This is a genomic window from Escherichia sp. E13S3 (genome assembly GCF_004212325.1).
GTDB lineage: Bacteria > Pseudomonadota > Gammaproteobacteria > Enterobacterales > Enterobacteriaceae > Escherichia.
This window is the reverse complement of record NZ_RHJR01000013.1, coordinates 1-26110: the sequence shown is the minus strand read 5'-3', so window position 1 is coordinate 26110 and position 26110 is coordinate 1. Positions and strand designations below refer to the sequence as shown.

General features: G+C 49.6%; 46 protein-coding genes. 39 read left to right on the top strand and 7 right to left on the bottom strand.

The features are described from left to right. Positions 1 to 234: 234 nt before the first annotated feature. Positions 235 to 429 carry a bacterioferritin-associated ferredoxin gene (gene bfd, locus D9597_RS13980; RefSeq protein WP_000289090.1) on the top strand — a complete coding sequence of 65 codons (195 nt, stop codon included), beginning with the start codon at positions 235 to 237 and terminating at the stop codon, positions 427 to 429. 72 nt (positions 430 to 501) lie between these two features. Next, on the top strand, positions 502 to 978 hold the full coding sequence (gene bfr, locus D9597_RS13975) for a bacterioferritin (RefSeq protein WP_130222944.1): 477 nt from the start codon (positions 502 to 504) through the stop codon (positions 976 to 978). On the opposite strand, the gene D9597_RS13970 is transcribed toward bfr, so the two are convergent. Further along, positions 975 to 1442, bottom strand: coding sequence for an A24 family peptidase (locus tag D9597_RS13970; protein ID WP_130222942.1), 468 nt, complete (start codon positions 1440 to 1442; stop codon positions 975 to 977). The two genes, bfr and D9597_RS13970, sit on opposite strands and share 4 nt — an antisense overlap. Before the next feature lie 378 nt (positions 1443 to 1820). On the opposite strand from D9597_RS13970, the gene rpsJ reads away from it, so the two are divergent. From rpsJ to arfA, 31 genes are all read left to right on the top strand, one after another. Beyond that, on the top strand, positions 1821 to 2132 hold the full coding sequence (gene rpsJ / locus D9597_RS13965) for a 30S ribosomal protein S10 (protein WP_001181004.1): 312 nt from the start codon (positions 1821 to 1823) through the stop codon (positions 2130 to 2132). Between the two features lie 32 nt (positions 2133 to 2164). Then, positions 2165 to 2794 carry a 50S ribosomal protein L3 gene (gene rplC, locus D9597_RS13960; protein WP_000579833.1) on the top strand — a complete coding sequence of 210 codons (630 nt, stop codon included), beginning with the start codon at positions 2165 to 2167 and terminating at the stop codon, positions 2792 to 2794. A gap of 10 nt (positions 2795 to 2804) precedes the next feature. Then, entirely contained in the window at positions 2805 to 3410 is a 606-nt protein-coding gene (rplD, locus tag D9597_RS13955; protein ID WP_000424395.1) for a 50S ribosomal protein L4, read from the top strand. Next, positions 3407 to 3709, top strand: coding sequence for a 50S ribosomal protein L23 (gene rplW / locus D9597_RS13950; RefSeq protein ID WP_000617544.1), 303 nt, complete (start codon positions 3407 to 3409; stop codon positions 3707 to 3709). The genes rplD and rplW overlap by 4 nt, the downstream gene beginning before the upstream one ends. A gap of 17 nt (positions 3710 to 3726) precedes the next feature. Continuing rightward, entirely contained in the window at positions 3727 to 4548 is an 822-nt protein-coding gene (gene rplB / locus D9597_RS13945) for a 50S ribosomal protein L2 (RefSeq protein WP_000301864.1), read from the top strand. 16 nt (positions 4549 to 4564) lie between these two features. Beyond that, a complete protein-coding gene (gene rpsS / locus D9597_RS13940; protein ID WP_001138117.1) occupies positions 4565 to 4843 on the top strand; it encodes a 30S ribosomal protein S19 in 279 nt (92 codons plus the stop codon). 14 nt (positions 4844 to 4857) lie between these two features. After that, on the top strand, positions 4858 to 5190 hold the full coding sequence (gene rplV, locus D9597_RS13935; RefSeq protein WP_000447529.1) for a 50S ribosomal protein L22: 333 nt from the start codon (positions 4858 to 4860) through the stop codon (positions 5188 to 5190). 17 nt (positions 5191 to 5207) lie between these two features. After that, entirely contained in the window at positions 5208 to 5909 is a 702-nt protein-coding gene (gene rpsC, locus D9597_RS13930) for a 30S ribosomal protein S3 (protein ID WP_000529945.1), read from the top strand. Between the two features lie 12 nt (positions 5910 to 5921). Continuing rightward, positions 5922 to 6332, top strand: coding sequence for a 50S ribosomal protein L16 (rplP, locus tag D9597_RS13925; RefSeq protein WP_000941212.1), 411 nt, complete (start codon positions 5922 to 5924; stop codon positions 6330 to 6332). After that, entirely contained in the window at positions 6332 to 6523 is a 192-nt protein-coding gene (gene rpmC, locus D9597_RS13920; protein WP_000644741.1) for a 50S ribosomal protein L29, read from the top strand. Before rplP ends, rpmC begins: the two co-directional genes overlap by 1 nt. Continuing rightward, complete coding sequence (rpsQ, locus tag D9597_RS13915) at positions 6523 to 6777, top strand: 30S ribosomal protein S17 (protein WP_000130100.1); 255 nt, start codon at positions 6523 to 6525, stop codon at positions 6775 to 6777. Before rpmC ends, rpsQ begins: the two co-directional genes overlap by 1 nt. Positions 6778 to 6941: 164 nt before the next feature. Then, positions 6942 to 7313, top strand: a complete 372-nt coding sequence (gene rplN / locus D9597_RS13910; protein ID WP_000613955.1) for a 50S ribosomal protein L14 — start codon at positions 6942 to 6944, stop codon at positions 7311 to 7313. A 10-nt stretch (positions 7314 to 7323) separates the two neighbouring features. Next, positions 7324 to 7638 carry a 50S ribosomal protein L24 gene (gene rplX / locus D9597_RS13905; RefSeq protein WP_000729185.1) on the top strand — a complete coding sequence of 105 codons (315 nt, stop codon included), beginning with the start codon at positions 7324 to 7326 and terminating at the stop codon, positions 7636 to 7638. A gap of 14 nt (positions 7639 to 7652) precedes the next feature. After that, positions 7653 to 8192, top strand: a complete 540-nt coding sequence (gene rplE / locus D9597_RS13900) for a 50S ribosomal protein L5 (protein WP_001096200.1) — start codon at positions 7653 to 7655, stop codon at positions 8190 to 8192. Between the two features lie 14 nt (positions 8193 to 8206). Next, the gene (gene rpsN / locus D9597_RS13895; RefSeq protein WP_001118930.1) at positions 8207 to 8512 is read left to right on the top strand and encodes a 30S ribosomal protein S14; all 306 of its coding nucleotides are present in this window, start codon (positions 8207 to 8209) and stop codon (positions 8510 to 8512) included. Positions 8513 to 8545: 33 nt separating this feature from the next. Beyond that, entirely contained in the window at positions 8546 to 8938 is a 393-nt protein-coding gene (gene rpsH / locus D9597_RS13890) for a 30S ribosomal protein S8 (protein WP_000062611.1), read from the top strand. A 12-nt stretch (positions 8939 to 8950) separates the two neighbouring features. Continuing rightward, a complete protein-coding gene (gene rplF / locus D9597_RS13885) occupies positions 8951 to 9484 on the top strand; it encodes a 50S ribosomal protein L6 (protein WP_064524927.1) in 534 nt (177 codons plus the stop codon). Positions 9485 to 9493: 9 nt separating this feature from the next. Further along, positions 9494 to 9847 (top strand): 50S ribosomal protein L18, encoded by a 354-nt coding sequence (rplR, locus tag D9597_RS13880; RefSeq protein WP_000358960.1) that lies wholly within the window; start codon positions 9494 to 9496, stop codon positions 9845 to 9847. Positions 9848 to 9861: 14 nt separating this feature from the next. Then, complete coding sequence (gene rpsE / locus D9597_RS13875; RefSeq protein ID WP_000940121.1) at positions 9862 to 10365, top strand: 30S ribosomal protein S5; 504 nt, start codon at positions 9862 to 9864, stop codon at positions 10363 to 10365. Positions 10366 to 10368: 3 nt separating this feature from the next. Beyond that, positions 10369 to 10548, top strand: coding sequence for a 50S ribosomal protein L30 (gene rpmD / locus D9597_RS13870; RefSeq protein WP_001140433.1), 180 nt, complete (start codon positions 10369 to 10371; stop codon positions 10546 to 10548). 3 nt (positions 10549 to 10551) lie between these two features. Then, on the top strand, positions 10552 to 10986 hold the full coding sequence (rplO, locus tag D9597_RS13865) for a 50S ribosomal protein L15 (RefSeq protein WP_001238917.1): 435 nt from the start codon (positions 10552 to 10554) through the stop codon (positions 10984 to 10986). A 7-nt stretch (positions 10987 to 10993) separates the two neighbouring features. Next, positions 10994 to 12325: a preprotein translocase subunit SecY gene (secY, locus tag D9597_RS13860; RefSeq protein WP_001118861.1), complete on the top strand. Its 1332-nt coding sequence runs from the start codon at positions 10994 to 10996 to the stop codon at positions 12323 to 12325. A gap of 31 nt (positions 12326 to 12356) precedes the next feature. Beyond that, entirely contained in the window at positions 12357 to 12473 is a 117-nt protein-coding gene (gene rpmJ / locus D9597_RS13855; RefSeq protein WP_000868187.1) for a 50S ribosomal protein L36, read from the top strand. 146 nt (positions 12474 to 12619) lie between these two features. Next, positions 12620 to 12976 carry a 30S ribosomal protein S13 gene (rpsM, locus tag D9597_RS13850; protein WP_000090775.1) on the top strand — a complete coding sequence of 119 codons (357 nt, stop codon included), beginning with the start codon at positions 12620 to 12622 and terminating at the stop codon, positions 12974 to 12976. A 16-nt stretch (positions 12977 to 12992) separates the two neighbouring features. Then, the gene (rpsK, locus tag D9597_RS13845) at positions 12993 to 13382 is read left to right on the top strand and encodes a 30S ribosomal protein S11 (RefSeq protein WP_001029684.1); all 390 of its coding nucleotides are present in this window, start codon (positions 12993 to 12995) and stop codon (positions 13380 to 13382) included. Between the two features lie 33 nt (positions 13383 to 13415). Continuing rightward, entirely contained in the window at positions 13416 to 14036 is a 621-nt protein-coding gene (rpsD, locus tag D9597_RS13840; protein WP_000135224.1) for a 30S ribosomal protein S4, read from the top strand. Between the two features lie 25 nt (positions 14037 to 14061). Continuing rightward, complete coding sequence (rpoA, locus tag D9597_RS13835; protein WP_001162094.1) at positions 14062 to 15051, top strand: DNA-directed RNA polymerase subunit alpha; 990 nt, start codon at positions 14062 to 14064, stop codon at positions 15049 to 15051. A gap of 40 nt (positions 15052 to 15091) precedes the next feature. Further along, on the top strand, positions 15092 to 15475 hold the full coding sequence (rplQ, locus tag D9597_RS13830) for a 50S ribosomal protein L17 (protein ID WP_001216368.1): 384 nt from the start codon (positions 15092 to 15094) through the stop codon (positions 15473 to 15475). Positions 15476 to 15581: 106 nt separating this feature from the next. Beyond that, on the top strand, positions 15582 to 15950 hold the full coding sequence (locus D9597_RS13825; RefSeq protein WP_130217608.1) for a DUF1992 domain-containing protein: 369 nt from the start codon (positions 15582 to 15584) through the stop codon (positions 15948 to 15950). 10 nt (positions 15951 to 15960) lie between these two features. After that, complete coding sequence (gene zntR / locus D9597_RS13820) at positions 15961 to 16386, top strand: Zn(2+)-responsive transcriptional regulator (RefSeq protein ID WP_130217606.1); 426 nt, start codon at positions 15961 to 15963, stop codon at positions 16384 to 16386. Between the two features lie 55 nt (positions 16387 to 16441). After that, positions 16442 to 16660: an alternative ribosome-rescue factor ArfA gene (gene arfA, locus D9597_RS13815; RefSeq protein WP_000092696.1), complete on the top strand. Its 219-nt coding sequence runs from the start codon at positions 16442 to 16444 to the stop codon at positions 16658 to 16660. Here the strand turns inward: arfA and mscL are convergent. The 5 genes from mscL to def all read right to left on the bottom strand — a co-directional run bounded on the left by mscL (position 16657) and on the right by def (position 21401). Further along, positions 16657 to 17067: a large-conductance mechanosensitive channel protein MscL gene (mscL, locus tag D9597_RS13810; protein WP_000022442.1), complete on the bottom strand. Its 411-nt coding sequence runs from the start codon at positions 17065 to 17067 to the stop codon at positions 16657 to 16659. The two genes, arfA and mscL, sit on opposite strands and share 4 nt — an antisense overlap. Before the next feature lie 129 nt (positions 17068 to 17196). After that, positions 17197 to 18573: a Trk system potassium transporter TrkA gene (trkA, locus tag D9597_RS13805; protein ID WP_000691382.1), complete on the bottom strand. Its 1377-nt coding sequence runs from the start codon at positions 18571 to 18573 to the stop codon at positions 17197 to 17199. A gap of 21 nt (positions 18574 to 18594) precedes the next feature. Continuing rightward, a complete protein-coding gene (rsmB, locus tag D9597_RS13800) occupies positions 18595 to 19884 on the bottom strand; it encodes a 16S rRNA (cytosine(967)-C(5))-methyltransferase RsmB (protein ID WP_130222940.1) in 1290 nt (429 codons plus the stop codon). Positions 19885 to 19929: 45 nt separating this feature from the next. Then, on the bottom strand, positions 19930 to 20877 hold the full coding sequence (fmt, locus tag D9597_RS13795; RefSeq protein WP_130222938.1) for a methionyl-tRNA formyltransferase: 948 nt from the start codon (positions 20875 to 20877) through the stop codon (positions 19930 to 19932). 14 nt (positions 20878 to 20891) lie between these two features. Continuing rightward, positions 20892 to 21401: a peptide deformylase gene (def, locus tag D9597_RS13790; protein ID WP_000114984.1), complete on the bottom strand. Its 510-nt coding sequence runs from the start codon at positions 21399 to 21401 to the stop codon at positions 20892 to 20894. Between the two features lie 129 nt (positions 21402 to 21530). Here def and dprA point away from each other — a divergent pair, with 129 nt between their 5' ends. The 6 genes from dprA to D9597_RS13760 are packed head-to-tail and all read left to right on the top strand — an operon-like array spanning position 21531 to position 25325. After that, entirely contained in the window at positions 21531 to 22655 is a 1125-nt protein-coding gene (dprA, locus tag D9597_RS13785; protein WP_130222936.1) for a DNA-protecting protein DprA, read from the top strand. Next, entirely contained in the window at positions 22627 to 23100 is a 474-nt protein-coding gene (smg, locus tag D9597_RS13780; RefSeq protein WP_000460680.1) for a DUF494 family protein Smg, read from the top strand. The genes dprA and smg overlap by 29 nt, the downstream gene beginning before the upstream one ends. A gap of 28 nt (positions 23101 to 23128) precedes the next feature. After that, a complete protein-coding gene (locus D9597_RS13775) occupies positions 23129 to 23671 on the top strand; it encodes a type I DNA topoisomerase (protein WP_001129723.1) in 543 nt (180 codons plus the stop codon). Positions 23672 to 23675: 4 nt separating this feature from the next. Next, positions 23676 to 24248 (top strand): L-threonylcarbamoyladenylate synthase type 1 TsaC, encoded by a 573-nt coding sequence (tsaC, locus tag D9597_RS13770; RefSeq protein ID WP_130222934.1) that lies wholly within the window; start codon positions 23676 to 23678, stop codon positions 24246 to 24248. A 4-nt stretch (positions 24249 to 24252) separates the two neighbouring features. Further along, a complete protein-coding gene (gene aroE / locus D9597_RS13765; protein WP_130222932.1) occupies positions 24253 to 25071 on the top strand; it encodes a shikimate dehydrogenase in 819 nt (272 codons plus the stop codon). Continuing rightward, positions 25068 to 25325: a DUF1488 domain-containing protein gene (locus D9597_RS13760; RefSeq protein ID WP_130217594.1), complete on the top strand. Its 258-nt coding sequence runs from the start codon at positions 25068 to 25070 to the stop codon at positions 25323 to 25325. The genes aroE and D9597_RS13760 overlap by 4 nt, the downstream gene beginning before the upstream one ends. Here the strand turns inward: D9597_RS13760 and D9597_RS13755 are convergent. Continuing rightward, positions 25301 to 25855, bottom strand: a complete 555-nt coding sequence (locus tag D9597_RS13755) for a gamma carbonic anhydrase family protein (protein WP_130206867.1) — start codon at positions 25853 to 25855, stop codon at positions 25301 to 25303. The two genes, D9597_RS13760 and D9597_RS13755, sit on opposite strands and share 25 nt — an antisense overlap. Positions 25856 to 26110 lie beyond the last annotated feature (255 nt).

Below are 26110 nucleotides of genomic sequence, written 5' to 3'. Positions count from 1 at the left end.
TGAAGGCGGCCGTACCGTTGGTGCGGGCGTTGTTGCTAAAGTTCTGAGCTAATTACGCGTTAATTAGTTTCGAATTAAAAAGGGCGCTTAGGCGCCCTTTTTGCTGCCCGTAATTTGAGTTCGAAATATTTAGTCGTAATTTCGCTCGCTGAACTGTGGCGCAAATAAAACTGTGCTATTGTAATCATAACTATTCTCATTTACACTTTGCGCAGAATTTGAACGGGAGTAATCATGTACGTTTGTTTGTGTAATGGTGTAAGTGACAAAAAAATTCGCCAGGCAGTCCGTCAGTTTCATCCTCAGTCTTTCCAACAATTACGCAAGTTTATTCCTGTGGGGAATCAATGCGGTAAGTGCATTCGCGCCGCACGCGAAGTGATGCAGGACGAGTTGATGCAGATGCCCGAATTTAAAGAGATTGCCTGAAGCTCACGCTTATTTTTTGACATCCCGCTAGCCCCATCTACGCTCTAATAGTGGAAGCGGAGGGACTATAAAATGAAAGGTGATGTTAAAATCATAAATTATCTCAATAAACTATTGGGAAATGAGCTTGTCGCGATCAATCAGTATTTTCTTCATGCCCGTATGTTTAAAAACTGGGGCCTGATGCGCCTTAATGATGTCGAATACCATGAATCTATCGATGAGATGAAGCACGCCGATAAATATATCGAGCGTATTTTGTTCTTAGAAGGGATCCCTAACTTACAGGATTTAGGCAAGCTAGGGATCGGTGAAGATGTCGAAGAGATGCTGCAATCCGACCTGCGATTAGAGCTGGAAGGTGCGAAGGATCTTCGTGAGGCTATCGCTTATGCCGGCAGCGTTCATGACTATGTTAGCCGCGATATGATGATCGAAATCCTTGCTGATGAAGAAGGTCATATCGACTGGCTCGAAACTGAACTGGATCTCATCGGTAAAATCGGCCTGCAAAATTATCTGCAATCACAAATTAAAGTTAAAGATTAATAGCCTGACAGCAGACTATCCCAGCCTACAATGAAACCCGCAGCTGCCAGAAATGGCCCAAAAGGCAGCGGGTTTTTTAATGATTCTTTTCCTCTCATGAGCAGACCAATAACTACGGCTCCACAAGCGAATGAGGCGGCAAGGAAAACCAGCCGTGGCAAGAAGGCCCATGTATGCCAGGCGCCAAGGGCGGCGAGAAACTTCACATCACCATAGCCTAATCCTTCTTTATGACGCAGTATGCGATATCCCCAGTAAATGACAGCGAATGTGCCGTAACCAATAATCGCCCCCCATAACGCATCGGCTAAACCGTCAGGATGACAAACCTGATAGAACAAAAGACCTGACCAGAGTAGCGGGCAGGTAAACCTGTCAGGTAACAAGCCATGCTTTGCATCCCAGAAAAACAGCAGGACTGATAAGCAAACGTACAAAATCAGAAAGGGAAGGGTAGCGACCATAAAACATCCTCTGTAATTGGAGTATCACCATCGAATAACTCCGGATACTCAGCAACAGAGAAATCGCTGGTTTGTTAACCAGGTTCCGGTGAAAAACGCTATCTTCACGACCTTACAAATTTCGTGGAATGCAGCTCGCAATCTATGCGTTGCGATTAATTTCTACCCGATGCTTGCGTCAATCTCAGATTTGCGTATAATGCGCGGGCTTGTCGTAGTTGACAGCAGGTTCAATCTGAACCTCAGTTAGCCGAATTTGGCTACCTAACAATGCTCCCAATCGGGGGGCTACGTAAGAACGGTTACACTCTCCCATCAATCGTAATGGGTCTGAGGAGTAATCATTTTCGTTTATAAAATAATTGGAGCTCTGGTCTCATGCAGAACCAAAGAATCCGTATCCGCCTGAAAGCGTTTGATCATCGTCTGATCGATCAAGCAACCGCGGAAATCGTCGAGACTGCCAAGCGCACTGGTGCGCAGGTCCGTGGTCCGATCCCGCTGCCGACACGCAAAGAGCGCTTCACTGTTCTGATCTCTCCGCACGTCAACAAAGACGCGCGCGATCAGTACGAAATCCGTACTCACTTGCGTCTGGTTGACATCGTTGAGCCAACCGAGAAAACCGTTGATGCTCTGATGCGTCTGGATCTGGCTGCCGGTGTAGACGTGCAGATCAGCCTGGGTTAATCAGGTCATTGAGCGATTGAGAGGTTGAAACAATGATTGGTTTAGTCGGTAAAAAAGTGGGTATGACCCGTATCTTCACAGAAGACGGCGTTTCTATCCCAGTAACCGTAATCGAAGTTGAAGCAAACCGCGTTACTCAGGTTAAAGACCTGGCTAACGATGGCTACCGTGCTATTCAGGTAACCACCGGTGCTAAAAAAGCTAACCGTGTGACCAAGCCTGAAGCTGGCCACTTCGCTAAAGCTGGCGTAGAAGCTGGCCGTGGTCTGTGGGAATTCCGCCTGGCTGAAGGCGAAGAGTTCACTGTAGGTCAGAGCATTAGCGTTGAACTGTTTGCTGACGTTAAAAAAGTTGACGTAACTGGCACCTCTAAAGGTAAAGGTTTCGCAGGTACCGTTAAGCGCTGGAACTTCCGTACCCAGGACGCAACCCACGGTAACTCCTTGTCTCACCGCGTTCCGGGTTCTATCGGTCAGAACCAGACTCCGGGCAAAGTGTTCAAAGGCAAGAAAATGGCAGGTCAGATGGGTAACGAACGTGTAACCGTTCAGAGCCTTGACGTAGTACGCGTTGACGCTGAGCGCAACCTGCTGCTGGTTAAAGGTGCTGTCCCGGGTGCAACCGGTAGCGACCTGATCGTTAAACCAGCTGTGAAGGCGTAAGGAGATAGCAATGGAATTAGTATTGAAAGACGCGCAGAGCGCGCTGACTGTTTCCGAAACTACCTTCGGTCGTGATTTCAACGAAGCGCTGGTTCACCAGGTTGTTGTTGCTTATGCAGCCGGTGCTCGTCAGGGTACTCGTGCTCAGAAGACTCGTGCTGAAGTAACTGGTTCCGGTAAAAAACCGTGGCGCCAGAAAGGCACCGGCCGTGCGCGTTCTGGTTCTATCAAGAGCCCGATTTGGCGTTCTGGTGGCGTGACCTTCGCTGCTCGTCCGCAGGACCACAGTCAAAAAGTTAACAAGAAGATGTACCGCGGCGCGCTGAAAAGCATCCTGTCCGAACTGGTACGTCAGGATCGTCTGATCGTTGTCGAGAAGTTCTCTGTAGAAGCACCGAAAACCAAGCTGCTGGCACAGAAACTGAAAGACATGGCTCTGGAAGATGTGCTGATCATCACCGGTGAGCTGGACGAGAACCTGTTCCTGGCTGCGCGCAACCTGCACAAGGTTGACGTACGCGATGCAACTGGTATCGACCCGGTTAGCCTGATCGCCTTCGACAAAGTCGTAATGACTGCTGATGCTGTTAAGCAAGTTGAGGAGATGCTGGCATGATTCGTGAAGAACGTCTGCTGAAGGTGCTGCGTGCACCGCACGTTTCTGAAAAAGCGTCTACTGCGATGGAAAAATCCAACACCATCGTACTCAAAGTTGCTAAAGACGCGACCAAAGCAGAAATCAAAGCTGCTGTGCAGAAACTGTTTGAAGTCGAAGTCGAAGTCGTTAACACCCTGGTAGTTAAAGGGAAAGTTAAACGTCACGGACAGCGTATCGGTCGTCGTAGCGACTGGAAAAAAGCTTACGTCACCCTGAAAGAAGGCCAGAATCTGGACTTCGTTGGCGGCGCTGAGTAAGTCGGAGGAGTAATACAATGGCAGTTGTTAAATGTAAACCGACATCTCCGGGTCGTCGCCACGTTGTTAAAGTGGTTAACCCTGAGCTGCACAAGGGCAAACCTTTTGCTCCGTTGCTGGAAAAAAACAGCAAATCCGGTGGTCGTAACAACAATGGCCGTATCACCACTCGTCATATCGGTGGTGGCCACAAGCAGGCTTACCGTATTGTTGACTTCAAACGCAACAAAGACGGTATCCCGGCAGTTGTTGAACGTCTTGAGTACGATCCGAACCGTTCCGCGAACATCGCGCTGGTTCTGTACAAAGACGGTGAACGCCGTTACATCCTGGCCCCTAAAGGCCTGAAAGCTGGCGACCAGATTCAGTCTGGCGTTGATGCTGCAATCAAACCAGGTAACACCCTGCCGATGCGCAACATCCCGGTTGGTTCTACTGTTCACAACGTAGAAATGAAACCAGGTAAAGGCGGTCAGCTGGCACGTTCCGCTGGTACTTACGTTCAGATCGTTGCTCGTGATGGTGCTTATGTCACCCTGCGTCTGCGTTCTGGTGAAATGCGTAAAGTAGAAGCAGACTGCCGTGCAACTCTGGGCGAAGTTGGCAATGCTGAGCATATGCTGCGCGTTCTGGGTAAAGCAGGTGCTGCACGCTGGCGTGGTGTTCGTCCGACCGTTCGCGGTACCGCGATGAACCCGGTAGACCACCCACATGGTGGTGGTGAAGGTCGTAACTTTGGTAAGCACCCGGTAACTCCGTGGGGCGTTCAGACCAAAGGTAAGAAGACCCGCAGCAACAAGCGTACTGATAAATTCATCGTACGTCGCCGTAGCAAATAATTTTAGAGGATAAGCCATGCCACGTTCTCTCAAGAAAGGTCCTTTTATTGACCTGCACTTGCTGAAGAAGGTAGAGAAAGCGGTGGAAAGCGGAGACAAGAAGCCCCTGCGCACTTGGTCCCGTCGTTCAACGATCTTTCCTAACATGATCGGTTTGACCATCGCTGTCCATAATGGTCGTCAGCACGTTCCGGTATTTGTAACCGACGAAATGGTCGGCCACAAACTGGGTGAATTCGCACCGACTCGTACTTATCGCGGCCACGCTGCTGATAAAAAAGCGAAAAAGAAATAAGGTAGGAGGAAGAGATGGAAACTATCGCTAAACATCGCCATGCTCGTTCTTCTGCTCAGAAGGTTCGCCTTGTTGCTGACCTGATTCGCGGTAAGAAAGTGTCGCAGGCTCTGGATATTTTGACCTACACCAACAAGAAAGCGGCTGTACTGGTCAAGAAAGTTCTGGAATCTGCCATTGCTAACGCTGAACACAACGATGGCGCTGACATTGACGATCTGAAAGTTACGAAAATTTTCGTAGACGAAGGCCCGAGCATGAAGCGCATTATGCCGCGTGCAAAAGGTCGTGCAGATCGCATCCTGAAGCGCACCAGCCACATCACTGTGGTTGTGTCCGATCGCTGAGACTCTGGAGACTAGCAATGGGTCAGAAAGTACATCCTAATGGTATTCGCCTGGGTATTGTAAAACCATGGAACTCTACCTGGTTTGCGAACACCAAAGAATTCGCTGACAACCTGGACAGCGATTTTAAAGTACGTCAGTACCTGACAAAGGAACTGGCTAAAGCGTCCGTATCTCGTATCGTTATCGAGCGTCCGGCTAAGAGCATTCGTGTAACCATTCACACTGCTCGCCCGGGTATCGTTATCGGTAAAAAAGGTGAAGACGTAGAAAAACTGCGTAAGGTCGTAGCGGACATCGCTGGCGTTCCTGCACAGATCAACATCGCCGAAGTTCGTAAGCCTGAACTGGACGCAAAACTGGTTGCTGACAGCATCACTTCTCAGCTGGAACGTCGCGTTATGTTCCGTCGTGCTATGAAGCGTGCTGTACAGAACGCAATGCGTCTGGGCGCTAAAGGTATTAAAGTTGAAGTTAGCGGCCGTCTGGGCGGCGCGGAAATCGCACGTACCGAATGGTACCGCGAAGGTCGCGTACCGCTGCACACTCTGCGTGCTGACATCGACTACAACACCTCTGAAGCGCACACCACTTACGGTGTAATCGGCGTTAAAGTGTGGATCTTCAAAGGCGAGATCCTGGGTGGTATGGCTGCTGTTGAACAACCGGAAAAACCGGCTGCTCAGCCTAAAAAGCAGCAGCGTAAAGGCCGTAAATAAGGAGCGTCGCTGATGTTACAACCAAAGCGTACAAAATTCCGTAAAATGCACAAAGGCCGTAACCGCGGTCTGGCGCAGGGTACGGATGTTAGCTTCGGCAGCTTCGGTCTGAAAGCTGTTGGCCGTGGTCGTCTGACTGCACGTCAGATCGAAGCAGCACGTCGTGCTATGACCCGTGCAGTTAAGCGTCAAGGTAAGATCTGGATCCGTGTGTTCCCGGACAAACCGATCACTGAAAAGCCGCTGGCAGTGCGTATGGGTAAAGGTAAAGGTAACGTGGAGTATTGGGTTGCCTTGATTCAGCCGGGTAAAGTCCTGTATGAAATGGACGGTGTTCCGGAAGAGCTGGCCCGTGAAGCATTCAAGCTGGCAGCAGCGAAACTGCCGATTAAAACCACCTTTGTAACTAAGACGGTGATGTAATGAAAGCAAAAGAGCTGCGTGAGAAGAGCGTTGAAGAGCTGAACACCGAGCTGCTGAACCTGCTGCGTGAGCAGTTCAACCTGCGTATGCAGGCTGCAAGTGGCCAGCTGCAACAGTCTCACCTGTTGAAGCAAGTGCGTCGCGATGTCGCACGCGTTAAGACTTTACTGAACGAGAAGGCGGGTGCGTAATGACCGATAAAATCCGTACTCTGCAAGGTCGCGTTGTTAGCGACAAAATGGAGAAATCCATTGTTGTTGCTATCGAACGTTTTGTGAAACACCCGATCTACGGTAAATTCATCAAGCGTACGACCAAACTGCACGTACATGACGAGAACAACGAATGCGGTATCGGTGACGTGGTTGAAATCCGCGAATGCCGTCCGCTGTCCAAGACTAAATCCTGGACGCTGGTTCGCGTTGTAGAGAAAGCGGTTCTGTAATACAGTACACTCTCTCGATACGAATAAACGGCTCAGAAATGAGCCGTTTATTTTTTCTACCCATATCCTTGAAGCGGTGTTATAATGCCGCGCCCTCGATATGGGGATTTTTAACGACCTGATTTTCGGGTCTCAGTAGTAGTTGACATTAGCGGAGCACTAAAATGATCCAAGAACAGACTATGCTGAACGTCGCCGACAACTCCGGTGCACGTCGCGTAATGTGTATCAAGGTTCTGGGTGGCTCGCACCGTCGCTACGCAGGCGTAGGCGACATCATCAAGATCACCATCAAAGAAGCAATTCCGCGTGGTAAGGTCAAAAAAGGTGATGTGCTGAAGGCGGTAGTGGTGCGCACCAAGAAGGGTGTTCGTCGCCCGGACGGTTCTGTCATTCGCTTCGATGGTAATGCTTGTGTTCTTCTGAACAACAACAGCGAGCAGCCTATCGGTACGCGTATTTTTGGGCCGGTAACTCGTGAGCTTCGTAGTGAGAAGTTCATGAAAATTATCTCTCTGGCACCAGAAGTACTCTAAGGAGCGAATCATGGCAGCGAAAATCCGTCGTGATGACGAAGTTATCGTGTTAACCGGTAAAGATAAAGGTAAACGCGGTAAAGTTAAGAATGTCCTGTCTTCCGGCAAGGTCATTGTTGAAGGTATCAACCTGGTTAAGAAACATCAGAAGCCGGTTCCGGCCCTGAACCAACCGGGTGGCATCGTTGAAAAAGAAGCCGCTATTCAGGTTTCCAACGTAGCAATCTTCAATGCGGCAACCGGCAAGGCTGACCGTGTAGGCTTTAGATTCGAAGACGGCAAAAAAGTCCGTTTCTTCAAGTCTAACAGCGAAACTATCAAGTAATTTGGAGTAGTACGATGGCGAAACTGCATGATTACTACAAAGACGAAGTAGTTAAAAAACTCATGACTGAGTTTAACTACAATTCTGTCATGCAAGTCCCTCGGGTCGAGAAGATCACCCTGAACATGGGTGTTGGTGAAGCGATCGCTGACAAAAAACTGCTGGATAACGCAGCAGCAGACCTGGCAGCAATCTCCGGTCAAAAACCGCTGATCACCAAAGCACGCAAATCTGTTGCAGGCTTCAAAATCCGTCAGGGCTATCCGATCGGCTGTAAAGTAACTCTGCGTGGCGAACGCATGTGGGAGTTCTTTGAGCGCCTGATCACTATTGCTGTACCGCGTATCCGTGACTTCCGTGGCTTGTCCGCTAAGTCTTTCGACGGTCGTGGTAACTACAGCATGGGTGTCCGTGAGCAGATCATCTTCCCAGAAATCGACTACGATAAAGTCGACCGCGTTCGTGGTTTGGATATTACCATTACCACTACTGCGAAATCTGACGAAGAAGGCCGTGCTCTGCTGGCTGCCTTTGACTTCCCGTTCCGCAAGTAAGGTAGGGTTACTAAATGGCTAAGCAATCAATGAAAGCACGCGAAGTAAAACGCGTAGCTTTAGCTGATAAATACTTCGCGAAACGCGCTGAACTGAAAGCGATCATCTCTGATGTGAACGCTTCCGACGAAGATCGTTGGAATGCTGTTCTCAAGCTGCAGACTCTGCCGCGTGATTCCAGCCCGTCTCGTCAGCGTAACCGCTGCCGTCAAACAGGTCGTCCGCATGGTTTCCTGCGGAAGTTCGGGTTGAGCCGTATTAAGGTCCGTGAAGCCGCTATGCGCGGTGAAATCCCGGGTCTGAAAAAGGCTAGCTGGTAATTGTCACCAATTGAATCACGGGAGTAAAGACAGATGAGCATGCAAGATCCGATCGCGGATATGCTGACCCGTATCCGTAACGGTCAGGCCGCGAACAAAGCTGCGGTCACCATGCCTTCCTCCAAGCTGAAAGTGGCAATCGCCAACGTGCTGAAGGAAGAAGGTTTTATTGAAGATTTTAAAGTTGAAGGCGACACCAAGCCTGAACTGGAACTTACTCTGAAGTATTTCCAGGGCAAAGCTGTTGTAGAAAGCATTCAGCGTGTCAGCCGCCCAGGTCTGCGCATCTATAAACGTAAAGATGAGCTGCCGAAAGTTATGGCGGGTCTGGGTATCGCAGTTGTTTCTACCTCTAAAGGTGTTATGACTGATCGTGCAGCGCGCCAGGCTGGTCTTGGTGGCGAAATTATCTGCTACGTAGCCTAATCGGAGGAAAAAATGTCTCGTGTTGCTAAAGCACCGGTCGTTGTTCCTGCCGGCGTTGATGTAAAAATCAACGGTCAGGTTATTACGATCAAAGGTAAAAACGGCGAGCTGACTCGTACTCTCAACGATGCTGTTGAAGTTAAACATGCAGATAATACCCTGACCTTCGGTCCGCGTGATGGTTACGCAGACGGTTGGGCTCAGGCTGGTACCGCGCGTGCCCTGCTGAACTCAATGGTTATCGGTGTTACCGAAGGCTTCACTAAGAAGCTGCAGCTGGTTGGTGTAGGTTACCGTGCAGCGGTTAAAGGCAATGTGATTAACCTGTCTCTGGGTTTCTCTCATCCTGTTGACCATCAGCTGCCTGCGGGTATCACTGCTGAATGTCCGACTCAGACTGAAATCGTGCTGAAAGGCGCTGATAAGCAGATGATCGGCCAGGTTGCAGCGGATCTGCGCGCCTACCGTCGTCCTGAGCCTTACAAAGGCAAGGGTGTTCGTTACGCCGACGAAGTCGTGCGTACCAAAGAGGCTAAGAAGAAGTAAGGTAACACTATGGATAAGAAATCTGCTCGTATCCGTCGTGCGACCCGCGCACGCCGCAAGCTCCAGGAGCTGGGCGCAACTCGCCTGGTGGTACATCGTACCCCGCGTCACATTTACGCACAGGTAATTGCACCGAACGGTTCTGAAGTTCTGGTAGCTGCTTCTACTGTAGAAAAAGCTATCGCTGAACAACTGAAGTACACCGGTAACAAAGACGCGGCTGCAGCTGTGGGTAAAGCTGTCGCTGAACGCGCTCTGGAAAAAGGCATCAAAGATGTATCCTTTGACCGTTCCGGGTTCCAATATCATGGTCGTGTCCAGGCACTGGCAGATGCTGCCCGTGAAGCTGGCCTTCAGTTCTAAGGTAGAGGTGTAAGATGGCTCACATCGAAAAACAAGCTGGCGAACTGCAGGAAAAGCTGATCGCGGTAAACCGCGTATCTAAAACCGTTAAAGGTGGTCGTATTTTCTCCTTCACAGCTCTGACTGTAGTTGGCGATGGTAACGGTCGCGTTGGTTTTGGTTACGGTAAAGCGCGTGAAGTTCCAGCAGCGATCCAGAAAGCGATGGAAAAAGCCCGTCGCAATATGATTAACGTCGCGCTGAATAACGGCACTCTGCAACACCCTGTTAAAGGTGTTCATACGGGTTCTCGCGTATTCATGCAGCCGGCTTCCGAAGGTACCGGTATCATCGCCGGTGGTGCAATGCGCGCCGTTCTGGAAGTCGCTGGGGTTCATAACGTTCTGGCTAAAGCGTATGGTTCCACCAACCCGATTAACGTGGTTCGTGCAACTATCGATGGCCTAGAAAATATGAATTCTCCAGAAATGGTCGCTGCCAAGCGTGGTAAATCCGTTGAAGAAATTCTGGGGAAATAAACCATGGCAAAGACTATTAAAATTACTCAAACCCGCAGTGCAATCGGTCGTCTGCCGAAACACAAGGCAACGCTGCTTGGCCTGGGTCTGCGTCGTATTGGTCACACCGTAGAGCGCGAGGATACTCCTGCTATTCGCGGTATGATCAACGCGGTTTCCTTCATGGTTAAAGTTGAGGAGTAAGAGATGCGTTTAAATACTCTGTCTCCGGCCGAAGGCTCCAAAAAGGCGGGTAAACGCCTGGGTCGTGGTATCGGTTCTGGCCTCGGTAAAACCGGTGGTCGTGGTCACAAAGGTCAGAAATCTCGTTCTGGCGGTGGCGTACGTCGCGGTTTCGAGGGTGGTCAGATGCCTCTGTACCGTCGTCTGCCGAAATTCGGCTTCACTTCTCGTAAAGCAGCGATTACAGCCGAAGTTCGTCTGTCTGACCTGGCTAAAGTAGAAGGCGGTGTTGTAGACCTGAACACGCTGAAAGCGGCTAACATTATCGGTATCCAGATCGAGTTCGCGAAAGTGATCCTGGCTGGCGAAGTAACGACTCCGGTAACTGTTCGTGGCCTGCGTGTTACTAAAGGCGCTCGTGCTGCTATCGAAGCTGCTGGCGGTAAAATCGAGGAATAAGTAGCAGATGGCTAAACAACCGGGATTAGATTTTCAAAGTGCCAAAGGTGGCTTAGGCGAGCTGAAACGCAGACTGCTGTTTGTTATCGGTGCGCTGATTGTGTTCCGTATTGGCTCTTTTATTCCGATCCCTGGTATTGATGCCGCTGTACTTGCCAAACTGCTTGAGCAACAGCGAGGCACCATCATTGAGATGTTTAACATGTTCTCTGGTGGTGCTCTCAGCCGTGCTTCTATCTTTGCTCTGGGGATCATGCCGTATATTTCGGCGTCGATCATTATCCAGCTGCTGACGGTGGTTCACCCAACGTTGGCAGAAATTAAGAAAGAAGGGGAGTCTGGTCGTCGTAAGATCAGCCAGTACACCCGTTACGGTACTCTGGTGCTGGCAATATTCCAGTCGATCGGTATTGCTACCGGTCTGCCGAATATGCCTGGTATGCAAGGCCTGGTTATTAACCCGGGCTTTGCATTCTACTTCACCGCTGTTGTAAGTCTGGTCACAGGAACGATGTTCCTGATGTGGTTGGGCGAACAGATCACTGAACGAGGTATCGGCAACGGTATTTCAATCATTATCTTCGCCGGTATTGTCGCGGGACTCCCGCCAGCCATTGCCCATACTATCGAGCAAGCGCGTCAAGGCGACCTGCACTTCCTCGTGTTGCTGTTGGTTGCAGTATTAGTATTTGCAGTGACGTTCTTTGTTGTATTTGTTGAGCGTGGTCAACGCCGCATTGTGGTAAACTACGCAAAACGTCAGCAAGGTCGTCGTGTCTATGCTGCACAGAGCACACATTTACCGCTGAAAGTGAATATGGCGGGGGTAATCCCGGCAATCTTCGCTTCCAGTATTATTCTGTTCCCGGCTACCATCGCGTCATGGTTCGGGGGCGGTACTGGTTGGAACTGGCTGACAACAATTTCGCTGTATTTGCAGCCTGGGCAACCGCTTTATGTGTTACTCTATGCGTCTGCAATCATCTTCTTCTGTTTCTTCTACACGGCGTTGGTTTTCAACCCGCGTGAAACAGCAGATAACCTGAAGAAGTCCGGTGCATTTGTACCAGGAATTCGTCCGGGAGAGCAAACGGCGAAGTATATCGATAAAGTAATGACCCGCCTGACCCTGGTTGGTGCGCTGTACATTACCTTTATCTGCCTGATCCCGGAGTTCATGCGTGATGCAATGAAAGTACCGTTCTACTTCGGTGGGACCTCACTGCTTATCGTTGTTGTCGTGATTATGGACTTTATGGCTCAAGTGCAAACTCTGATGATGTCCAGTCAGTATGAGTCTGCATTGAAGAAGGCGAACCTGAAAGGCTACGGCCGATAATTGGTCGCCCGAGAAGTTACGGAGAGTAAAAATGAAAGTTCGTGCTTCCGTCAAGAAATTATGCCGTAACTGCAAAATCGTTAAGCGTGATGGTGTCATCCGTGTGATTTGCAGTGCCGAGCCGAAGCATAAACAGCGCCAAGGCTGATTTATTCGCATATTTTTCTTGCAAAGTTGGGTTGAGCTGGCTAGATTAGCCAGCCAATCTTTTGTATGTCTGTGCGTTTCCATTTGAGTATCCTGAAAACGGGCTTTTCAGCATGGAACGTACATATTAAATAGTAGGAGTGCATAGTGGCCCGTATAGCAGGCATTAACATTCCTGATCATAAGCATGCCGTAATCGCATTAACTTCGATTTATGGCGTCGGCAAGACCCGTTCTAAAGCCATCCTGGCTGCAGCGGGTATCGCTGAAGATGTTAAGATCAGTGAGCTGTCTGAAGGACAAATCGACACGCTGCGTGACGAAGTTGCCAAATTTGTCGTTGAAGGTGATCTGCGCCGTGAAATCAGCATGAGCATCAAGCGCCTGATGGATCTTGGTTGCTATCGCGGTTTGCGTCATCGTCGTGGTCTACCGGTTCGCGGTCAGCGTACCAAGACCAACGCACGTACCCGTAAGGGTCCGCGCAAACCGATCAAGAAATAATCGGGGTGATTGAATAATGGCAAAGGCACCAATTCGTGCACGTAAACGTGTAAGAAAACAAGTCTCTGACGGCGTGGCTCATATCCATGCTTCTTTCAACAACACCATCGTGACTATCACTGATCGTCAGGGTAACGCGTTGGGTTGGGCAACAGCCGGTGGTTCCGGTTTCCGTGGTTCTCGCAAATCCACTCCGTTTGCAGCTCAGGTTGCAGCAGAGCGTTGCGCTGACGCCGTGAAAGAATACGGCATCAAGAATCTGGAAGTTATGGTTAAAGGTCCGGGTCCAGGCCGCGAATCTACTATTCGTGCTCTGAACGCCGCAGGTTTCCGCATCACTAACATTACTGATGTGACTCCGATCCCTCATAACGGTTGTCGTCCGCCGAAAAAACGTCGCGTATAACGCTTCGTTTTCCAGGTTTGTTGGAGAAAGAAAATGGCAAGATATTTGGGTCCTAAGCTCAAGCTGAGCCGTCGTGAGGGCACCGACTTATTCCTTAAGTCTGGCGTTCGCGCGATCGATACCAAGTGTAAAATTGAACAAGCTCCTGGCCAGCACGGTGCGCGTAAACCGCGTCTGTCTGACTATGGTGTGCAGTTGCGTGAAAAGCAAAAAGTTCGCCGTATCTATGGTGTGCTGGAGCGTCAGTTCCGTAACTACTACAAAGAAGCAGCACGTCTGAAAGGCAACACCGGTGAAAACCTGTTGGCTCTGCTGGAAGGTCGTCTGGACAACGTTGTATACCGTATGGGCTTCGGTGCCACTCGTGCAGAAGCACGTCAGCTGGTTAGCCATAAAGCAATTATGGTAAACGGTCGTGTTGTTAACATCGCTTCTTATCAGGTTAGTCCGAATGACGTTGTAAGCATTCGTGAGAAAGCGAAGAAGCAGTCTCGCGTGAAAGCCGCTCTGGAGCTGGCTGAGCAGCGTGAAAAGCCAACCTGGCTGGAAGTTGATGCTGGCAAGATGGAAGGTACGTTTAAGCGTAAGCCGGAGCGTTCTGATCTGTCTGCGGACATTAACGAACACCTGATCGTCGAGCTTTACTCCAAGTAAAGCTTAGTACCAAAGAGAGGACACAATGCAGGGTTCTGTGACAGAGTTTCTAAAACCGCGCCTGGTTGATATCGAGCAAGTGAGTTCGACGCACGCCAAGGTGACCCTTGAGCCTTTAGAGCGTGGCTTTGGCCATACTCTGGGTAACGCACTGCGCCGTATTCTGCTCTCATCGATGCCGGGTTGCGCGGTGACCGAGGTTGAGATTGATGGTGTACTACATGAGTACAGCACCAAAGAAGGCGTTCAGGAAGATATCCTGGAAATCCTGCTCAACCTGAAAGGGCTGGCGGTGAGAGTTCAGGGCAAAGATGAAGTTATTCTTACCTTGAATAAATCTGGCATTGGCCCTGTGACTGCAGCCGATATCACCCACGACGGTGATGTCGAAATCGTCAAGCCGCAGCACGTGATCTGCCACCTGACCGATGAGAACGCGTCTATTAGCATGCGTATCAAAGTTCAGCGCGGTCGTGGTTATGTGCCGGCTTCTACCCGAATTCATTCGGAAGAAGATGAGCGCCCAATCGGCCGTCTGCTGGTCGACGCATGCTACAGCCCTGTAGAGCGTATTGCCTACAATGTTGAAGCAGCGCGTGTAGAACAGCGTACCGACCTGGACAAGCTGGTCATCGAAATGGAAACCAACGGCACAATCGATCCTGAAGAGGCGATTCGTCGTGCGGCAACCATTCTGGCTGAACAACTGGAAGCTTTCGTTGACTTACGTGATGTACGTCAGCCGGAAGTGAAAGAAGAGAAACCAGAGTTCGATCCGATCCTGCTGCGCCCTGTTGACGATCTGGAATTGACTGTCCGCTCTGCTAACTGCCTTAAAGCAGAAGCTATCCACTATATCGGTGATCTGGTACAACGTACCGAGGTTGAGCTCCTTAAAACGCCTAACCTTGGTAAAAAATCTCTTACTGAGATTAAAGACGTGCTGGCTTCCCGTGGACTGTCTCTGGGTATGCGCCTGGAAAACTGGCCACCGGCAAGCATCGCTGACGAGTAACCGGATCACAGGTTAAGGTTTTACTGAGAAGGATAAGGTCATGCGCCATCGTAAGAGTGGTCGTCAACTGAACCGCAACAGCAGCCATCGCCAGGCTATGTTCCGCAATATGGCAGGTTCACTGGTTCGTCATGAAATCATCAAGACGACTCTGCCTAAAGCGAAAGAGCTGCGCCGCGTAGTTGAGCCGCTGATTACTCTTGCCAAGACTGATAGCGTTGCTAATCGTCGTCTGGCATTCGCCCGTACTCGTGATAACGAGATCGTGGCAAAACTGTTTAACGAACTGGGCCCGCGTTTCGCGAGCCGTGCCGGTGGTTACACTCGTATTCTGAAGTGTGGCTTCCGTGCAGGCGACAACGCGCCGATGGCTTACATCGAGCTGGTTGATCGTTCAGAGAAAGCAGAAGCTGCTGCAGAGTAATCTGAAGCAACGTAAAAAAACCCGCCCCGGCGGGTTTTTTTATATCTGTAGTATCCCCACTTATCTACAATAGCTGTACTCTTTTTGTTCATCCCCAGGAGTATTTATGTGGTTACTTGACCAGTGGGCAGAGCGCCATATTACTGAAGCACAGGCTAAAGGTGAGTTTGAAAATCTCCCAGGCAGTGGTGAACCATTAATCCTGGAAGATGACACACACGTGCCGCCGGAACTGCGTGCGGGCTATCGCTTGTTAAAGAATTCCGGCTGTTTACCGCCAGAACTTGAGCAGCGGAAGGAAGCAATTCAGCTTTTGGATATTCTCAGAGGCATTCGTCAGGATGATCCGAAATATCAAGAGGTTAGCCGCCAGTTATCTTTACTGGAGTTAAAACTGCGGCAGGCAGGTTTGAGCACTGAATTTTTACGTGGCGAATATGCAGATAAGCTTCTGAATAAAATTAATGACAACTGAGAGATAATTTATGTATCGCATTGGTGAGTTGGCAAAACTGGCAGAAGTTACGCCCGACACAATACGTTATTACGAAAAACAGCAGATGATGGATCATGAAGTTCGTACGGTAGGAGGCTTTCGTCTGTATACCGAAAGCGATCTCCAACGGTTGAAATTTATTCGGCATGCCAGACAACTTGGTTTCAGTCTCGAGTCGATCCGCGAGTTGCTGTCGATCCGTATCGATCCTGAACATCATACTTGTCAGGAATCAAAAGGTATTGTGCAGGAAAGATTACAGGAAGTGGAAGCGCGGATAGCCGAGTTGCAGAGCATGCAGCGTTCCTTGCAACGTCTTAACGATGCCTGTTGTGGTAGCGCCCATAGCAGCGTTTATTGCTCTATCCTTGAAGCTCTTGAACAAGGAGCCAGCGGTGTCAAAGCAGGTTGTTGATTTTTTGCACTGACGGGATTACACTCGCGCCGTTAAATAACCAACTGGAGTTTTTATGAGCCGATATCAGCATACGAAAGGGCAGATAAAGGATAATGCGATTGAAGCATTACTACATGACCCTTTGTTCAGACAGCGTGTAGAAAAAAATAAAAAAGGGAAAGGCAGTTATATGCGAAAAGGAAAACATGGCAATCGGGGTAACTGGGAGGCCAGTGGCAAGAAAGTAAATCACTTTTTTACCACTGGCCTTCTGCTTTCAGGCGCTTGTTAAGATCGGTTATTTTGCTCTTTCAGCAAATCACGAATCTCTGTCAGTAATACTTCTTCTTTAGTTGGTGCAGGTGCTGCTGCAGGTTCTTCTTTCTTACGATTCAGTTTGTTGATTAGCTTAATCGCCATAAAGATGGCAAAGGCCACAATCAGAAAATCAAAGACGTTTTGAATGAAGACACCGTAATGCATCACAACAGCAGGGATATCCCCCTGCGCATCGCGTAGCGTGACAGCAAACTGTTTAAAATCGATCCCGCCAATTAATAAGCCCAAAGGTGGCATGATGATATCGGCAACCAGCGAAGAGACGATCTTCCCGAATGCCGCACCGATAATGACACCCACCGCCAAATCCACCACGTTCCCGCGCATCGCAAATTCGCGAAATTCTTTAATAATGCTCATGTTATTCTCCCTATGAAGCCGACAACCATAAGTCTAACAAATGTTAAGCTATTTTCCTGCCAGGAATGAATTTAATTAATCCTTGATATTCAAAGGGAAATAATAAGGCGTCATTAGACGCCTTATTAATTACAAAAAGAAAGGACTTGGCTGGAAGAGTCTTTCGACGTCGGTAATAAACTTTTTATCTGTGAGGAACATAATTACGTGATCGCCTTGCTCAATGCGCAGATTGTCATTGGCAATCATCACGTCGTTTCCACGTACCACCGCTCCAATAATCGTTCCCGGCGGTAGCTTGATTTCATCAATGACTCTGCCGACAACGCGCGAGGTGCTTTCATCACCGTGAGCAACGGCTTCAATAGCTTCTGCTACGCCGCGGCGCAATGAGGAAACACCAACAATATCTGCTTTTCGCACATGACTAAGCAACGCAGAAATAGTTGCTTGTTGTGGTGAAATCGCAATATCGATCACGCTCCCCTGAACCAGATCCACATAAGCGCGACGCTGGATCAATACCATCACCTTTTTCGCACCCATACGTTTGGCGAGCATGGCTGACATGATATTGGCCTCGTCATCGTTGGTGACGGCAATAAACAGATCAACTTGATCGATATGTTCTTCGGCCAGCAGTTCTTGATCCGACGCATCACCAAAAAAGACGATCGTATTCTGCAACTTTTCCGCCAGTTCGGCAGCGCGCTGCTGATTACGTTCGATGAGTTTGACGCTGTAATCTTTTTCCAGACGACGCGCCAGCCCTGCACCGATATTACCGCCACCAACCAGCATGATCCGCTTATACGGTTTTTCCAGTCGCTGTAATTCACTCATCACCGCGCGTATATGCTGCGAGGCGGCAATAAAGAATACTTCATCACCGGCTTCAACAATGGTCGAACCTTGCGGACGAATGGGGCGATCGTGGCGGAAAATTGCTGCCACACGAGTATCGATATGTGGCATATGTTCGCGCATGGTCGAAAGTGCATTACCAATCAGCGGGCCGCCATAATAGGCTTTAACCACAGCGAGGCTGACTTTACCCTCAGCGAAGTTCACCACCTGCAATGCGCCGGGATACTCAATCAGTCGGTAAATATTATCGATAACCAACTGCTCTGGTGCGATCAGATGATCAATCGGTACAGCATCTGAATGAAATAGCTTATCGGCATCGCGCACGTAGTCTGGTGAGCGGATACGAGCGATGCGATTAGGGGTGTTGAAAAGTGAGTAGGCTACCTGGCAGGCAACCATATTGGTTTCATCTGAACTGGTTACAGCAACCAGCATATCGGCGTCGTCGGCACCTGCCTCCCGCAATACGCGTGGATGAGAGCCATGCCCCTGCACGACTCGCAGGTCAAATTTATCCTGCAAGGTCCGCAGACGCTCACCGTTGGTATCGACAACAGTAATATCGTTGTTCTCGCCAACCAGGTTTTCCGCCAGTGTGCCGCCAACCTGACCGGCACCCAGAATGATAATTTTCATCAGTCGCGACCCGTTATGTCATCACTTTTTGATTAGCTTAGCGTAAAAGAAGCCGTCGCCCTCTTCGGCACCAGGCAGATTTTGCTTACCCGGTTGTTCTGGTGTTCCGGTGTCGCAAAGTTCGGCATCAGCGGTACGTTGCAAAAAGGCTTTAACCTGCAGGCTATTCTCTTCCGGTAACACCGAACAGGTGGCATAGACCAGGGTTCCACCGGATTTTAAATGCGGCCAAATGGCGTCGAGAATTTCAGACTGCAGTTGCGCGAGTTCCGGGATATCGCGATCACGACGTAACCACTTGATATCCGGATGGCGGCGAATCACACCCGTTGCTGAACAAGGCGCATCTAATAAAATGCGATCAAACTGTTGCTCGCCACACCATTGGGAAGGGTAGCGGCCATCACCTTGTTTCACGGTCGCCTTCATACCAAGGCGTTTTAAATTGTCGTAAACGCGAGAGAGGCGCTGTTCGTCAATATCAACCGCAAGAACCTGCGCTTCTGGTGCCACCTCAAGGATATGCGTTGTTTTACCGCCGGGGGCGGCGCAAAGATCCAGAATGTGTTCACCGTTTTGTGGCGCAAGCCAGGTCATGCAACCTTGTGCTGAAGCATCCTGAACGGTAACCCATCCGTCTTCAAAACCGGGTAGCGCATGAACAGGTGCAGGTGTTTCCAGCCGTACAGCATCAGGGTAATCCGCATGCGGGAAACCTTTCATTCCTGCTTCATCCAGCAATGCAAGCCAGTTGTCGCGGGAATGATGCGTACGATTAATGCGCAGCCACATTGGCGGACGCTGGTTATTGGCTTCGACGATGGATTGCCACTGCTCTGGATACGCTTTTTGCAGACGCTTCAGCAACCAGGAAGGATGCAGATAACGTGCATCACTGGTATTAAACTCGGCTAATAACTCTTCTTGCTGACGCTGGAACTGGCGTAACACGCCGTTAATCAGCCCCTTAAGTTGCGGGCGCTTAATTGCGACAGCGCCTTCAACCGTTTCAGCCAGCGCAGCATGAGGTGGAATGCGGGTATAAAGCAGTTGATACAAACCAACCATAATCAGGTAATGCACAGTGCGCTGTTTGCCGGTCATCGGACGGGCCATTAACTTATTAATCAGCCAGTCTAACTGCGAAAGCGTACGCAGTACGCCAAAGCACAACTCTTGAAGAAGTGCTTTGTCTTTATCAGAAACTTTTTGCTGGAGCGGTGGCAGAATGTTGCTTAATGATTGCCCTTGCTCGACGACTTGTTCAACGGCCTGGGCCGCCATGCTACGTAAATTACGTTGTTTTTTCATAAGTATAAAAATGCCCGGCAAGACCGGGCTTAGAAGAGTGGACTATCAGGCCAGACGCTTGCCCGGAATAAACCATTCCCGACGAGAATTCAGGAGGTCTTGTGCGCTCATCGCTTTCTTACCCGCAGGTTGCAACGAGAGCAGATTCAGGATGCCATTACCAGTCGCGACCTGAATGCCTTGTTTGTTGGCTTCAAGGATCGTTCCTGGGGCAGCGTTGGTTACCGTATCAATGATCGACGCTTTCCAGACTTTAACCGGCTGTCCTTCAATTTCCAGCCAGCTCATTGGCCATGGATTGAAAGCGCGAATGCAGCGTTCAAGCTGCGCTGCCGAAAGTGACCAGTCAATACGCGCTTCTTCTTTACTCAACTTTTCGGCGTAAGTAACAAGAGTTTCGTCCTGAACTTCTGGTTTCGCCGTGCCGTCTGCCAGTTGTTTCAATGTGGCGATAAGCCCTTGTGGGCCAAGCTCTGCCAGTTTGTCATATAACGTGCCGCTGGTATCTTCTGCGGTAATCGGGCAGGAGAGTTTATAGAGCATGTCGCCCGTGTCTAAACCGACATCCATTTGCATAATGGTCACGCCGGTTTCTGTATCGCCGGCCCACAGCGAACGTTGGATTGGCGCGGCGCCGCGCCAGCGTGGCAGCAGTGAACCATGAACGTTGATACAGCCAAGACGCGGCATCTCCAGCACTGCTTTAGGCAGAATTAAGCCATAGGCGACGACGACCATAACATCAGCGTGCAGATCGGCGACCAGTTGCTGGTTTTCTTGTGGACGCAGGGAAACAGGCTGAAAAACCGGTAACCCTTTCTCTTCTGCCAGCACTTTAACCGGGCTGGGCATTAGTTTTTTACCGCGACCTGCCGGTCGGTCCGGTTGGGTGAACACGCCGACAACGTTATGTCCAGAAGACAACAGCGCGTCGAGATGACGCGCTGCAAAGTCAGGTGTACCCGCAAAAATAATACGTAGTGATTCTGACACGTTAGTTCTTATCCTTAAGCCCGGGCTTTCAGACGATCCAGTTTTTCAACTTTCTGACGAATACGTTGTTGTTTCAGCGGTGACAGGTAATCCATGAACAGTTTACCGACCAGGTGATCCATCTCATGCTGAATGCAGATGGCTAACAGACCATCTGCTTCCAGTTCAAATGGTTTACCGTCGCGGTCCAGGGCGCGAATTTTAACTTTCTCTGCGCGTGGCACTAAAGCACGTTGTTCAGGGATCGACAGGCAACCTTCTTCAATGCCTGTTTCGCCGCTTTTTTCTAAAAGCTCCGGATTGATTAACACCAGCCGTTCGTCACGGTTTTCCGAAACATCAATAACAATGATACGTTGATGGATATCAACCTGGGTTGCCGCCAGGCCAATACCTTCTTCCGCGTACATCGTCTCGAACATATCATCGACGATACGCTGAATTTCTGCATTCACTTCTTCTACCGGTTTAGCAACTTTGCGAAGCCGCTCGTCCGGAATATGTAACACTTGCAAAACTGACATAAATCTCCAGAGATGTGTTCAGGAGTTAGAAAGATTATTTCTTCTATTCTAGACAAATCCCCCTCTGATTGACAGCATCGCTGACCAATCGCAAAGATTGCTAAGGCTGCTTATGGCAGGGAGATAAGGATGGTCGATACCGAAATTTGGCTGCGTTTAATGAGCATCAGCAGCTTGTACGGCGATGATATGGTCCGTATAGCTCACTGGCTGGCAGAACAGCCAAATATTGATGCGGTTGTATTGCAGCAAACAGGGCTTACATTGCGGCAGGCACAGCGCTTTCTTACATTTTCACAGCAGAGTATTGAAAGCTCACTTTGTTGGCTGGAGCAACCTAACCATCATTTAATCCCTGCGGACAGCGAATTTTATCCTCCTCAACTTGTTGCAACGGCTGATTATCCAGGTGCACTATTTGTTGCTGGTGATCTACAAGCGCTGCAATCATTTCAGTTGGCCGTAGTGGGAAGCCGGGCGCATTCATGGTATGGCGAACGGTGGGGGCGGCTGTTATGTGAGGCGCTGGCGGCGCGAGGCGTGACAATTACCAGTGGGCTGGCGCGTGGAATCGATGGTGTAGCGCATAAAGCGGCCTTGCAGGTAAATGGTGTCAGTGTTGCTGTGCTGGGGAATGGGCTAAATACAATTCATCCGCGTCGCCATGCCCGACTGGCTACCAGTCTGCTTGAACATGGTGGGGCTCTTGTCTCGGAATTTCCCCTTGATACCCCTCCTCTTGCTTACAATTTCCCGCGAAGAAATCGCATTATCAGTGGTCTAAGTAAAGGTGTACTGGTGGTGGAAGCGGCTTTGCGCAGTGGTTCACTGGTGACAGCGCGTTGTGCGCTTGAGCAGGGACGTGAAGTCTTTGCTTTGCCCGGTCCATTAGGGAGTCCCGGAAGTGAAGGCCCCCACTGGCTTATAAAACAAGGTGCGATTCTTGTGACGGAACCGGAAGAAATTCTGGAAAATTTGCAATATGGATTGCACTGGTTGCCAGATGCCCCTGAAAAATCATTTTATTCACCAGATCAGGAAGACGTGGCATTGCCATTTCCTGAGCTCCTGGCTAACGTAGGAGATGAGGTAACACCTGTTGACGTCGTCGCTGAACGTGCCGGCCAACCTGTGCCAGAGGTAGTTACTCAACTACTTGAACTGGAGTTAGCAGGATGGATCGCAGCTGTACCCGGCGGCTATGTCCGATTGAGGAGGGCATGCCATGTTCGACGTACTAATGTATTTGTTTGAAACCTATATTCACACTGAAGCTGAGTTGCGTGTGGATCAAGACAAACTTGAACAGGATCTTACCGACGCAGGTTTTGAGCGAGAAGATATCTACAATGCCCTGCTATGGCTGGAAAAACTTGCTGATTATCAGGAAGGGCTGGCAGAACCGATGCAACTGGCCTCGGATCCTCTCTCCATGCGTATTTATACACCGGAAGAGTGTGAACGACTGGATGCCAGCTGCCGTGGGTTTCTGCTTTTCCTTGAGCAGATTCAGGTGCTCAACCTTGAAACTCGTGAAATGGTGATAGAGCGAGTGCTCGCGCTGGATAACGCAGAGTTCGAACTGGATGATCTGAAATGGGTGATCCTGATGGTGTTGTTCAACATCCCGGGCTGCGAAAATGCGTACCAGCAAATGGAAGAATTACTCTTTGAAGTGAATGAAGGTATGCTGCATTAATCATTTCTTTAATTCAGCATAAGTTGTTATGGCGAAATCAGCACTGTTCACGGTGCGTAATAATGAGTCCTGCCCAAAGTGCGGGGCTGAACTGGTTATTCGATCCGGGAAACACGGTCCGTTTCTTGGGTGCTCACAGTATCCGGCGTGTGACTACGTCCGTCCTCTGAAATCTTCAGCGGATGGGCATATCGTCAAAGTTCTGGAGGGGCAGGTTTGCCCTGCATGCGGAGCAAATCTGGTATTACGCCAGGGACGCTTTGGTATGTTTATTGGTTGCAGTAACTACCCTGAATGCGAACATACCGAACTTATCGATAAACCGGACGAAACAGCAATTACCTGTCCTCAATGTCGGACGGGCCATCTGGTCCAGCGCCGCTCCCGTTATGGCAAAACATTTCACTCCTGTGATCGCTACCCTGAGTGTCAATTTGCTATTAACTTCAAACCAATAGCCGGAGAGTGCCCTGAGTGTCATTATCCGCTACTCATCGAAAAGAAAACCGCGCAGGGTGTAAAACACTTTTGTGCCAGTAAACAATGTGGAAAGCCGGTTTCGGCGGAATAATAACGTGAATAATAACCTGCAAGGAGACGCTATCGCAGCTGCGATAGATGTCCTCAATGAAGAACGTGTCATCGCCTATCCAACGGAAGCCGTTTTCGGTGTCGGGTGCGATCCTGATAGCGAAACAGCAGTGATGCGGCTGTTGGATTTAAAACAGCGTCCGGTTGATAAGGGGCTGATTTTAATCGCGGCAAATTACGAGCAGCTTAAACCCTATATTGATGACAGCATGCTGACTGACGCGCAGCGTGAAACCATTTTTTCTCGCTGGCCTGGTCCTGTCACTTTTGTCTTTCCCGCGCCTGCGACAACACCGCGATGGTTGACGGGCCGCTTTGATTCGCTTGCTGTACGAGTCACCGACCATCCGTTGGTGGTTGCTTTGTGCCAGGCTTATGGTAAACCGCTGGTTTCTACCAGTGCCAACTTGAGTGGATTGCCACCTTGTCGAACAGTAGACGAAGTTCGCGCACAATTTGGCGCGGCGTTCCCGGTTGTGCCTGGTGAAACGGGGAGGCGTTTAAATCCTTCAGAAATCCGCGATGCCCTGACGGGTGAACTGTTTCGACAGGGGTAACATAATGGAAACCTATGCTGTTTTTGGTAATCCGATAGCCCACAGCAAATCGCCATTCATTCATCAGCAATTTGCTCAGCAACTGAATATTGAACATCCCTATGGCCGCGTGTTGGCACCCATCAATGATTTCATCAACACGCTAAACGCTTTCTTTCGTGCTGGTGGTAAAGGTGCGAATGTGACGGTGCCTTTTAAAGAAGAGGCTTTTGCCAGAGCAGATGAGCTTACTGAACGGGCAGCGTTGGCTGGTGCAGTTAATACCCTCAAGCGGTTAGAAGATGGACGCCTGCTGGGTGACAATACCGATGGTGTAGGCTTGTTAAGCGATCTGGAACGTCTGTCTTTTATTCGCTCCGGTTTACGTATTCTGCTTATCGGCGCTGGTGGGGCATCTCGTGGGGTATTACTGCCGCTTCTCTCTCTGGACTGTGCGGTGACAATCACTAACCGAACAGTTTCTCGCGCGGAAGAGTTGGCTAAATTGTTTGCGCACACTGGAAGTGTTCAGGCGTTGGGTATGGACGAACTGGAAGGCCACGAGTTCGATCTTATTATTAACGCGACATCCAGTGGCATTAGTGGAGATGTTCCGGCGATCCCGGCATCGCTCGTCCATTCAGGTATTTGTTGTTATGACATGTTCTACCAGAAGGGAAAAACGCCCTTTCTGGCATGGTGTGAACAGCAAGGCTCAAAACGTAATGCGGATGGATTGGGGATGTTAGTGGCGCAGGCGGCTCATGCCTTTCTTCTCTGGCACGGTGTTCTGCCTGACATAGAACCAGTTATAAAGCAATTGCAGGAGGAGTTGTCCGCGTGAATCAGGCCATCCAGTTTCCAGACAGGGAAGAGTGGAACGAGAGTAAAAAATGCGTTTGTTTTCCAGCTCTTGTAAATGGTATGCAGCTCACTTGCGCTATTACTGGAGAGAGTCTGGCGAACCGCTTTGCAGGAGATACGCCAGAACAGTGGTTAGCGAATTTTCGTCAGCATCGCTGGGACCTGGAGGAAGAAGCGGAAAACTTAATTCAGGAACAAAGTGAAGATGATCAAGGTTGGGTCTGGTTACCCTGATCCAGATATTCGTCCTTCCATTTCACGTAATTATTTGCGGAATAGCGTAACCCAGCCTTCTCTTCATCACTTAACGGGCGGATCTGTTTGACGGGGCTACCGAGATACAGATATCCGCTCTCCAGTCGTTTATTTTGTGGGACCAGGCTACCCGCACCAATCATCACATCATCTTCTACTATTGCGCCATCAAGTAAAATTGAGCCCATCCCAACCAAAACTCGATTGCCAATGGTGCAGCCGTGGAGCATCACTTTATGTCCAACCGTAACGTCTTCACCGACGATTAACGGATTGCCTTGTGGATTAGCCGTTGATTTATGGGTCACGTGTAAGACGCTACCATCCTGAATATTAGTGCGGGCACCGATTTGTACATAATTCACATCGCCACGAATCACAACGAGCGGCCAAATCCCCACATCATCAGCCAGGCGGGCGTCACCAATAACCACACTACTACTGTCGATCATTACGCGCTGACCGATTTGTGGAAAAAGATCGCGGTATGGGCGTAAAACATCAGACATACTTACCTCAACAATAAATGATTTACTAATGACTTTGGGTGCATTATTGGCCTTGTGCAAGTCTTTTAGTATGCAAAAAAGCACCGTTTTGTGTGTGAATGCAGCAAAAAGGGTGAAAAAACAACAAACAGAAAAAAAGATCAAAAAAGTACTTGTGCAAAAAATTGGGATCCCTATAATGCGCCTCCGTTGAGACGACAACGTGAAACACTTCACAAGATGGTCGTAACAACAAAGAGAAAAATCCTGAAATTC